Raw genomic sequence first — 3,842 nt, 5'->3', positions numbered from 1 at the left:
AGCATCATCGGGTCGCTGTCGACGCAGAGGCCGCTGTCGACCACGCGCCACGTAAGTCCGCGCTGTTTCGCCTCGGCGGCGAATTCATTGCGAAGATCACCAAAGAGGTCGCGCAGCGGCACCGCCTCGCTCGCGACCGTGACGATGCCCGCATCGAGCCGGGAGATATCGAGCAAAGCGTTGAGCAGCCCACTGAAGTTGCTGACAACCGATTTCGCCCGGCTGGCCAGGTCGCGCGCCTCGCCGGAGGGTACGTCGCCGCGCTGCCCCAAAACGGCAAGCGTCGAGACCAGCAGGCTCAGGGCATGGATCGGTTGGCGCAGATCGTGACTCGCCGCCGCCAGAAAACGCGTCTTGGCACGGTCGGCGGTCTGCGCCCTGTCACGTTCCTCTTGCAGATGCTCGACCAGCGTTTCGTTCTCCAGTCGCAGGCTGACGGTTTCGCGCAGCATGCGGTAGGTGATACGGCAGTAGTAGAAATTGATCGCCACCAGCGACGCGAGCAGGAACAGGAAGGCGCCGGAAATATCGCTTTGGGTGGTCAGGCAGCGCAGGGCGACCGGCACCACCGTTGCCAGGATGGAACCAACCAGCGCCGGCGGAAAGGCCGACAGAGACGGCACGGTGCCGCAGACGAGACCAGTCAGGACGATGACCGTGAAGGACAGCACGATCGGCGCCTCGGGCATGAATCCGACCCAGCCAAGCACACCCCACAGAAGGCCTGACATGCAGGAAAATGCCGTCGCCAGCCATGCCCAGCGCAAGATCGAGTGGCGATCCCGGGCGCGGCTGAAAAAACGGCGCGACGCCAGCACCCGGATAGCCGTCAGCAGATACAGCGCCGCTAGCCAGCCGATCAGCCAATGGGTGGAAACGGCCGTTCTCAGCACATAGACCGCCGCCATCGAGATCACGATGTTGGAGATGACCACGCCGTAGGAATTGCGATACAGGAGTCCGATCAGGGCCTGGCGTATCTTGTCTTCCTGCATCGAATCCCCCCAATTGCCCCAAGTATTCTCCGGGCGGTCTTCCCCGGTACCGTTGATCTACCGGCAACCTGTTTCGCATAAGTTGGCGATTGATCCATATACGCCGCTGCAGTCCTGGATGGTGCCCTGATGAATCGCCCGCTCACCGCCATACTCGCCGACGACCATGCCATCGTGCGCGAGGGGCTGAAGCTGCTCATCTCGGCGATGGACAATGTCTCGGTCGTCGCCGAGGCTGCGGATGGCGAGGCGCTGCTTGGCCAACTGCGAAGCACGCGCGCCGACCTTTTGATCCTCGACCTCGGCATGCCAGGCGTCGCCGGGATGCAGTTCATCGCCACCATCAGGACCTTGGCGCCACACCTGCGCATCGTAGTGCTGACGGCCAATATCGAGCCGAGGACGGTGCGCGCCGCGCTCAGTGCCGGCGCCAACGCCTACCTGACCAAGGACGGCGATCCCGAGGAACTCGGCGCCGCCATCGAAGCGGTCAAGAAGGGGGGCACCTATCTGGCGAAAACCGTTCGCTTCGCCGTCAGCGATATGGGCAGGGGCAGCGAGCCGATAGCCGCACAGGAAATCCTCTCCCCGGTGCCGCTGACGCGGCGCGAACGGCAGATCCTTCAACTGGTGGCGCAAGGCATGATCACGCGCGACATCGCCGAACGGCTGGGTATCAGCCTGCCGACCGCTCGCAAGCATCGCGAAAACCTGATGGGCAAGCTCAATCTCCACAACACCGCCGAACTGACCGCCTACGCGGTTCGTCTGGGATTGCCCGCCGGCTGACATCGCAGCCGCTCGGCAACGTCCCCTTAACCATCGGCAGATTAGCCAAGCCCGATCACGATCCAAATACGGCATCTGCCGTATGTTTTCGGCCTGACCCCCAGCCTACTCCTCCCACGGCTTGATCACATGGGAGGAGCCGTCATGCCGTCGCTGGATCTTTGGATTCCGTTCGCCCTCGCAACGCTCGCCTTCGCCTGCATGCCAGGGCCGGCGATTCTCTACATGACCGCGCAGACGCTGGCCCATGGCCGTCAGGCGGGATTGATGGCGGCACTGGGTGTTCATCTCGGCTGTTACGTGCACATCCTGGCCGCGGCGGTCGGACTCGCCGCACTGATGGAACACGCGCCGGTCGCTTTCTCGATGATCCGATTGGCGGGCGCCACATATCTCATTTCGCTGGGCCTTGCCATGTTCCTGGGCTGGAACCGGATGGGCGAGGACGGTGCCAGGCCGGCCCCGAACACATTCCGCGACAGCATGGTCGTCGAGATCCTCAATCCCAAGACAGCACTGTTCTTCCTGACCTTCCTGCCGCAGTTCGTGGATCCGTCAGCCGCCATTGCCGTAGGGTTGCAATTCCTCATCCTCGGCATCGTCGTCAATCTTATCTTCTCGATGGCCGACCTGGCGGCGGTCGGCATCGCCTCGCTCGCCGTTGGCCGGTTCACCGGCGGCGGCGCCGGATGGGTGATCCCCAAGACATGCGGTTCGATCCTCATCGGACTTGGCGTGGCGCTCGTCAGCCATCATATCTGAACCTGCAAATGAAAAGCCGCGGCGTCAGGGGAGAGCCGACGGTGAAATTTTAGCGGCTGCCGGCAGCAAGGGCCAGTATGCCGGAGGGCGGCTGACGGCCTGCTCGCGCACGGCAAGATATCCCGGAAACCGGCGCCCCTTTTGGGCCATCACCCGAATTCAACACACTCTGGGCCGCGCTCTTACGCGCCGCCGCCTTCCTTCTCAGCCTCCTGCTTCAGCGTTGCGATGAACCGCTTCGTCCGTTGCTGCTGCGGATTGTTGAACAGCACCGCGGCCGGCCCCTTCTCGACGACGACGCCGGCATCGAGGAACACCACTTCCTGGGCGATCTTGGAGGCGAGGCGCAGATCATGCGTCGCCATCACCATGGTCGTGCCTTCGCTGGCGAGCTTGCCAAGCACCTCGACCACCTCTTGCGCCAGTTCCGGGTCGAGCGCCGAGGTCGGCTCGTCGCAGAGCAGCACTTTCGGCGACGGCGCCAAAGCGCGGGCGATCGCCACGCGCTGTTGTTGGCCGCCCGACAGCGTCGCTGGCCAGGCGTCTGCCTTGTGCACCATCCCGACCTTCTCCAGCAGAGCCAGTGCCCGCTCGCGTGCCCTCTCAGGCGACCATTTCAACACCGTCACCAGCCCTTCCATGACGTTCTCGATCGCAGTGCGATGCGGAAACAGCTGGAAGTTCTGGAACACCATGCCAGTCTGCAGCCGCAGGCGCTGGATATCCCTGGCCGGAACCCTGCCGCCGGGGTGGAATTCGAGCGTCTCGTCGCCAATGCGCACCGTGCCCGAGGTCGGGATCTCCAGGAGGTTGATACAGCGCAGCAGGGTGCTCTTTCCCCCGCCCGACGGACCGACCAGCGCCGTGACGCTGCCTTCGGCAATGGTGACCGTCACGCCCTTCAACACGAGATTGTCGCCGAAGCGCTTTTCGATGTTGCTGAGGCCGATCATGAGCGCGCCTCCAGGAAGCCGCCATAGCGGTTGAGCCGGGTCTCCAACCGCGTCTGCAAGGCCGACAGCACCGAACTCAGCGCCAAATAGAGGATCGCCGCCTCGACATAGAGGATCAGCGGCTCATAGGTGGTGGCGACGATGCGCTGCGCCGCCTGGAACATCTCCGGCACGGTGATGGCGGCGGCCAGCGACGTGTCCTTGACCAGCGAGATGAAGGTGTTGGAGAGCGGCGGCACCGCGACCCGGCCGGCTTGCGGCAGAATGGTACGCCGCATCGCCTGGCCCCAGGTCATGCCGATCGAATAGGCGGCTTCCCGCTGGCCTTTCGGCACCGAGCCTA

General features: G+C 64.0%; 5 protein-coding genes. 2 read left to right on the top strand and 3 right to left on the bottom strand.

What is annotated here, in order from left to right:
* Window positions 1-995: histidine kinase dimerization/phospho-acceptor domain-containing protein (locus EN964_RS28100; RefSeq protein WP_281059575.1), on the bottom strand; the 995-nt coding region annotated here is incomplete at its 3' end.
* 129 nt (window positions 996-1,124) lie between these two features.
* Here EN964_RS28100 and EN964_RS28095 point away from each other — a divergent pair.
* Both EN964_RS28095 and EN964_RS28090 read left to right on the top strand, forming a co-directional pair.
* The gene (locus EN964_RS28095) at window positions 1,125-1,784 is read left to right on the top strand and encodes a response regulator transcription factor (protein ID WP_127267255.1); all 660 of its coding nucleotides are present in this window, start codon (window positions 1,125-1,127) and stop codon (window positions 1,782-1,784) included.
* A gap of 144 nt (window positions 1,785-1,928) precedes the next feature.
* Window positions 1,929-2,546, top strand: a complete 618-nt coding sequence (locus EN964_RS28090) for a LysE family translocator (RefSeq protein ID WP_127267254.1) — start codon at window positions 1,929-1,931, stop codon at window positions 2,544-2,546.
* 182 nt (window positions 2,547-2,728) lie between these two features.
* Here the strand turns inward: EN964_RS28090 and EN964_RS28085 are convergent, their stop codons facing one another.
* Together EN964_RS28085 and EN964_RS28080 are read right to left on the bottom strand one after the other, a co-directional pair.
* Window positions 2,729-3,499, bottom strand: coding sequence for an amino acid ABC transporter ATP-binding protein (locus EN964_RS28085; protein WP_127267253.1), 771 nt, complete (start codon window positions 3,497-3,499; stop codon window positions 2,729-2,731).
* Window positions 3,496-3,842: amino acid ABC transporter permease (locus EN964_RS28080; RefSeq protein ID WP_164776037.1), on the bottom strand; the 347-nt coding region annotated here is incomplete at its 5' end. The genes EN964_RS28080 and EN964_RS28085, both read right to left, overlap by 4 nt.

The sequence above is a fragment of the Mesorhizobium sp. M7A.F.Ca.CA.001.10.2.1 genome (assembly GCF_003998575.1).
Lineage (GTDB): Bacteria > Pseudomonadota > Alphaproteobacteria > Rhizobiales > Rhizobiaceae > Mesorhizobium.
This window is presented reverse-complemented; position numbering and strand designations above follow the sequence as displayed.

Excerpts from the sequence above, each read along its gene's own strand:
- EN964_RS28095 (WP_127267255.1), top strand. The coding sequence starts at position 1,125 with ATGAATCGCCCGCTCACCGCCATACTCGCCGACGACCATGCCATCGTG.
- EN964_RS28090 (WP_127267254.1), top strand. The coding sequence starts at position 1,929 with ATGCCGTCGCTGGATCTTTGGATTCCGTTCGCCCTCGCAACGCTCGCC.
- EN964_RS28085 (WP_127267253.1), bottom strand. The coding sequence starts at position 3,499 with ATGATCGGCCTCAGCAACATCGAAAAGCGCTTCGGCGACAATCTCGTG.